At 71.4% G+C, this 5,652-nt stretch carries 5 protein-coding genes; 2 read left to right on the plus strand and 3 right to left on the minus strand.

The annotated features are described in order from the left end of the window. Positions 1 to 8: 8 nt before the first annotated feature. Both MXD58_RS18600 and MXD58_RS18605 read left to right on the plus strand, forming a co-directional pair. On the plus strand, positions 9 to 686 hold the full coding sequence (locus MXD58_RS18600) for a flavin reductase family protein (RefSeq protein WP_308301996.1): 678 nt from the start codon (positions 9 to 11) through the stop codon (positions 684 to 686). A gap of 1,330 nt (positions 687 to 2,016) precedes the next feature. Then, positions 2,017 to 3,564, plus strand: coding sequence for an eCIS core domain-containing protein (locus MXD58_RS18605; RefSeq protein WP_248837670.1), 1,548 nt, complete (start codon positions 2,017 to 2,019; stop codon positions 3,562 to 3,564). Between the two features lie 244 nt (positions 3,565 to 3,808). Here MXD58_RS18605 and MXD58_RS18610 read toward each other — a convergent pair whose 3' ends face one another. From MXD58_RS18610 to MXD58_RS18620, 3 genes are all read right to left on the minus strand, one after another. Beyond that, positions 3,809 to 4,306 (minus strand): Tn3 family transposase, encoded by a 498-nt coding sequence (locus MXD58_RS18610; RefSeq protein ID WP_250609641.1) that lies wholly within the window; start codon positions 4,304 to 4,306, stop codon positions 3,809 to 3,811. 180 nt (positions 4,307 to 4,486) lie between these two features. Further along, on the minus strand, positions 4,487 to 5,278 hold the full coding sequence (locus MXD58_RS18615) for an SGNH/GDSL hydrolase family protein (RefSeq protein ID WP_248837669.1): 792 nt from the start codon (positions 5,276 to 5,278) through the stop codon (positions 4,487 to 4,489). A gap of 180 nt (positions 5,279 to 5,458) precedes the next feature. Then, positions 5,459 to 5,652 (minus strand): hypothetical protein (locus MXD58_RS18620; protein ID WP_250609642.1); only part of this gene is annotated, 194 nt, incomplete at its 5' end.

Here is a 5,652-nt window from a genome sequence, read left to right on the forward strand (position 1 = left end):
CGGCGCAGCTGAGCGGGGCCGGCGCGGGCGCGGGCGCCGCGGGCGGGGAGGTGTTTCGGCAGGTGTTCCGCCGGCACGCGGCCGGGGTGACGATCGTGACGATGGCGGGTGCGCGCGGGCCGTCCGGCTTCACCGCGACGTCGGTGACCTCGCTGTCCGAGCGTCCGCCGTTGCTGTCGCTGGCGCTGTCGACGGGGTCCTCGCTCGTCCCGGCGCTGCTCGCGGCCGACTCCCTGGTCGTGCACCTGCTCTCGCACGACCAACGGGAACTCGCCGCCCGGTTCGCGCGGCCGGGCGCCGACCGGTTCGCCCCGCCGACGCGGTGGCGTCCACTGGACACCGGCGAGCCGCTGCTACTCGACGCGGCCGTGTGGATCCGCTGCGGGATCCGCCAGCGCCTCGCCGCCGGTGACCACTGGCTGGTCATCGCCGAGGTCCTCGACAGCCGCACCCATCGCAGCGCCGCCCCGCTCGTCTACCACGACGGCGACTACGGCACGTTCCACGCCCCTGCCGCCGACCTGGCCGCGCAGGTTCCCGCCGCCGGCGATACCACCGCTGGGCCAGTTCGCGCCGCCGGGCCGCGCACCGACGGCGACCTCGGCATCCGCGCACGCCGCGCTGGGCATCCGACCTCCGGCGCAGCGGCGACCGGAATGTCGACATCCGGAAAGAAGCGGCGATGACGGTTGGCTTCCTCGGCCACGGGCACACGAACCTCACGTGCACGGCACCGACGACGAGGAGGCCAGCGATGAGGATTCTGCACCGCATCAAGGGCGACGTCCGACGGCTTCGCCTGCGCCGCCGCGATCGCGCCGCACATCCCAACCGCAACCCGCGCTACTGATCGACCGGCTCCCCAAGACAAATGGGGTGGGACGGGAAACCGTCCCACCCCATTGGCAGGTAAGGAACCGACCGAACGCTGCCGGCCGCGCTGACCTGGCCACCAGGTGTCCACTCCGCCTGGAGCCTTGATCTTTGTATTTCGTGATCGTTTTTAGGTGCGGCCGGAGATTCGTCACCACCGTTGACTATCTTGGTTGGTGGGGATGCGGGCAACGCCGCCGCCCCCGGCGGGCGGAGGCTTACCGCGCTGTAACGCCAGCGGGGCGACGGGCGGCCGGAACCATGTGGTCCACTGCGAACGCAGTCCCCACGGGCATGTTCACCAGGTACTTCGCGCGGCTCGGTCCAGCCGGCGCGGGCTTTGGTGAGCGGTCGCGTCGGCCTTGGTCACGGCGCGCCACCCGCGGAGCTGGACTCGCCGCCCTCCCCCGTGCTCCGCCATCCCGCAGGTCGACGTCGCCGGTACCGTCCGCGCACGCGGCCCCCGGGTGTCCTGGCGTGGCCGGGCCAGCCCACGCCCTGCCACGAGTGCCGTCCGTCCACGGACCGGCGGCCGCCAGTGGCATGCCCTCCGCCGGTCCGTGACCGCGCGGGCGGCCGGACCCGAGGATTCCATGAGTACATCGACGTCGGCACACCGCCGGCCTGACCATAAGAACGCTGTCACCGACCATCGGCGCCGAGGTTTCCGGACTCACGCTCAAAGAAGGGATCACAGGGAGGGACGGACAGGGGCGCCACCCGGGCGCGCGGCAGCCGGAGCGCGCCCCCTGCTCCGAGTTCGGTCACCGGTTCGATCGTCATGCCCCCTGCCCTTCCGTGTCGCCGCAGTAAATGCGTACACCTCACCTCGGCGGCGTCGAGTTCAGGCCGAGGAGGGCTGTTCCACCACGATGGACTGCCGAATGCCCTAACGTCCCATCATGAGACATATCATCAGCCTCCGTCACGGGTACGTGATCCCCTGAGCCCGCACCGTGCTCACTGCGGAGGCGCTGATCCGAGGCGAGGGCGGGGGGGTATGACATGGGACATGGGAGGAAGACCATGCACGCGAACGACAGGGCAAGGAGCAACGAGGCGGAGAACAGCCGGTCATCGGCCCACGCGGCCATCGGCCGCGCCACGACGCCGCTTCCCCCGCTCTTAGCCCTCCAAGGCAGCGTGGGCAACGCTGCAGTCGTCCAGATGCTCCGCCAGGCCGGGCACCCCTGGGCCCAGGAAACCCACCAGCGCAACGCCGGCTGCGGCCACCAGCAGGCCGAGCAGCCCGTCCAGCGCTCCACCGTCCCCGACGTCCTACGCTCCCCCGGACAACCCCTCGACGAGAGCACGCGCACCGAGATGGAGAGCGGGCTCGGGGCCGACTTCTCCGACGTGCGCGTGCACACCGGCGAAGCGGCCCGGCGGTCGGCGGCGGAGATCGGTGCGCGGGCCTACACCTCGGGCTCTCATGTGGTCCTCGGCGAGGGCGGCGCCGACCGGCACACGCTGGCGCATGAGCTGACCCACGTGGTGCAGCAGCGCCGGGGGCCCGTGTCCGGTTCCAACACCGGGCAGGGGTTCCGACTCTCCGACCCGGGCGACAGATTCGAGCGTGAGGCCGACGCCGTCGCGTCCCGTGTCCTGGCCCGGCCCGCGCCCGCCCCGGCGGCCTCGTCCGGCGGGCAGCCGGCTTGTCCTGACGGCGGGCAGGTCCAGCGGGCCCCGGATCGCCAGAGCAAGAGGAGGAAGCTGGAGACCGGTCAGCAGACCCTCATGGACGTCGGCGTCAGCGCGAGCCTCGCGCAGGAGCGGGAGAGAGCTCGTGCCATGAACGAGGATGGCCGGCACGCCATGTTCATCGCGGCGCTCAGCGAGAAATTCGCCCAGTCGGACGGGTGGACGGTCAGAGACACCGCCCGCGGGAAGATCGCGATACGCAATCAGAAGGAGTCGGGACCGCACGACTACATGGACGAGCCGGAGGTGGAGAGCCTCCGCTGGATCAGCACGGTGGTGAAAAGGTACTTGATCGCCGACGGCGAGGATCCCGTCGAGGTCCAGGCCGCGATCGGCGACAAGGGCGAGCTGATCGTCGCCGCCAACAACAGGCAGGCGAACGCGTACCTGTTCAGGCAGGTCAACGACGGCATGTCGTTCATCGGTACCGCGCTCCAGAAGGGACCGGTCACGGAAGAGGACTGGGTCAAGGAGCAGAAGGGGGGTACGACGGACGAGGGGACCAAGAACGCCGCGGTCGGCCGCGAGAACCGCCACTTCACCGGCCTCGGCATGCTGCACAGCGGGCAGGACCCCAAGGTGGCCGAGCGGTACCGGAAAGTACTCGGCGCCATCGGAGAGGGCGTGGTCGTCGCCGACAACGGCGATTCCGGGCTGCACGCGGAGCGACGGATCTGCATCCGCAACGGCAACAGGACCCCGGGCCATCTCGCGGGCACCAAACGGCCGTGCGCGACCTGCTTCAGCAAGCTCTACCCGGGGAAGTCGGAGGAGGACCTCGACGCTCCCGATGCCGTCCGGCCGGGCATCTTCTTTTTCGACAAATGGTCGAACGTCGGCATCGAGGAGTACAAGGACACCCTGACCTCGCTGCCCAGCCAGCGGGCGGCCGCCATGTTCCGGCAGATCGACGGAAATGTCCCGCGGACCCATGTGACCAGGGCGAGGAATGGGAAGATCGTCCCCGGCGCCGGATCAGACTCGGACTGACGGCGCCAACACGGAACAGTGTGAAACGGGTCCCAACACTCAGGCGGACGAACCGCGCGCCGCCCGGCACACCGTCCCCACGCCCGACGCCACACGACACGGCGGTTAGGGGTATTGGGTCCAACGGGCAGACACGAGCCGCAAATGAGGTCGCGGGTCAGTCGGCTGAGATCCTCGACCAGTGGGCGAGCGAGGTGAGGCCCGCGATGCGGCACGCGGACGGGCCCGCCTTGTGGCCGGCCGGCTACCCCCTGGACGACGAAAACCCTCGTTCAGGACCATGATCAATCTCAGCGCCAACGACTGTACCGGTCGGCGACCCTGCAGTTTCATACGTTCTCCACAGTGGACCGCGCGGTCTGGTCGCCCTGGGCCCGGGGGCCCGGTACGGAGGACGCGGCGAGGTCGAGGCGGCGCCCATGTCGAGACTCACCTCACCGTAGGGCCGGACATGGGACCAGAACAGCGGGGTCAGGCCGCGCCGGTCGGCGGGCGTGAGCAGAGCCGCCCATTCCTGCTCACCGAGAATGTCCTGGAGCATCAGGGTGTTCACGTAGACCAGGGCCGATTGCAGAATCCGCAGGCACAACACGAACATCTCCTGCTCGTCGCGCCGGTTCGAGGCGATCTCCCCGCCCTTGCCGTAGGCGATCACGGAGTTCGCGCCGTTGGAGGACTCCATCACGTTCAGGCCCTCCTCGATCTCCCGCTGGAGGTCCCGAAGCCGCAGGTAGCGGGCCACGAAGATGGTCTTTCTGGGCGCGGCCGACCTCCAGCATCGCCGCGTGGGTGGGGTGGGAGGCGTTGCGGGTGAAGCGGCACAGGATCGCCTCGGTGGATGCGGTGCGGGTGCGGATCACGGTGGCATACTTGATCATCTGGTCGTCGGCTCCGCTCCGCCGAACCGTCCGGCCCGCCCGCGTCACAGGGCGGGCAGGGCGGGCAGGGCGGGCAGGGCTGCCCAGGCGCTGAGCAGAGCGGCGCCGATGACGGCGTTACCCCGGGCGGAGGCGTGCAGGCCGTCGGCGGCGAACAGGCTGCCGTCGGTGGCGAACGCCCGCGAGACGCTGGTCCGCAACGTCACCGGCCGGCCCCCGGCGGCCGCCACCGCCGGGGTCTGCGCCCGTTCGAGGCGACGACCGAGCAGCCAGAGGACCTCCCGCAGCGGCGGACGAACGGCGGCGATCACGCTGAGGTCGGGGGTGGTGCCCACGATCACCTGGGCGCCGCCGCGACGCAGGTCGGCGACGGCGGCGCGCAGGTGGCGGGCAGCGGAGGCCGGCGACGTGCGATTGCGGACGTCGTTCACGCCGACGGAGATCACGGCGAGGCTCGGGAGCGCCACGGCGACCTGGGCGACCTGGGCGGCGAGGTGTTCGGCGCGGGCACCGTCGCGCGCGGCGCTGACGACCCGCACATGTCGCCCTTCGGCGGCCAGGCGCCGCGCGAGCCAACCGCCGAGGGTGTCGTCGTAGTCGTGCACGCCGGTGCCCTGGGCGCTGGAGTCGCCGAGCATCGCGAGCGTGAACGGCGCGTCGGTGGCGTTGCCGTAGTACTCGCGCACCGGCGGCGCCGGCGTTGTCAGCGGCCGCACCCGACGGTCGGCCGCAGTGCCCTGGAACAGGGCGAGACGCCACAGCCCGACGCCCGCTCCGACGGCGGCGCCGCCACCCGCCGCACTCGCCGACACCAGAATCCGGACCCGCCCGACCACAGCGCCCCCCTCCGGCCGATCACGCCGCTACCGGGCTGGGGCCACCGGCCGTTCCCCCGGGCACGCGCCCGCATCGTAGCCCGCCCGCGCCCGGCTGGTCCTGCCGTCCACGCGGCTCCGCTGGGCCAGCGCATCTCCAGCCCGCTTGACCTCAAGTCGGGTTCATCTTCCAGGATCGGGTCACCGGTCGGCCGCCGGCCCGGCAGCCGCCCTCGACGCCCGAACCCGAACCCGAACCCGAAGGAGCGTGGCCTTGACGCCCACGACACCGCCGCCCACGACACCGCCGCCCACGACACCGCCGACGACAACACCGCTGATCGCGGCCACCGGCACCAGGACAGCCGGCGCCGAGGCAACCGCGGCGCCGGCAC

It is taken from the genome of Frankia sp. AgKG'84/4 (genome assembly GCF_023242965.2).
Classification (GTDB): domain Bacteria; phylum Actinomycetota; class Actinomycetes; order Frankiales; family Frankiaceae; genus Frankia.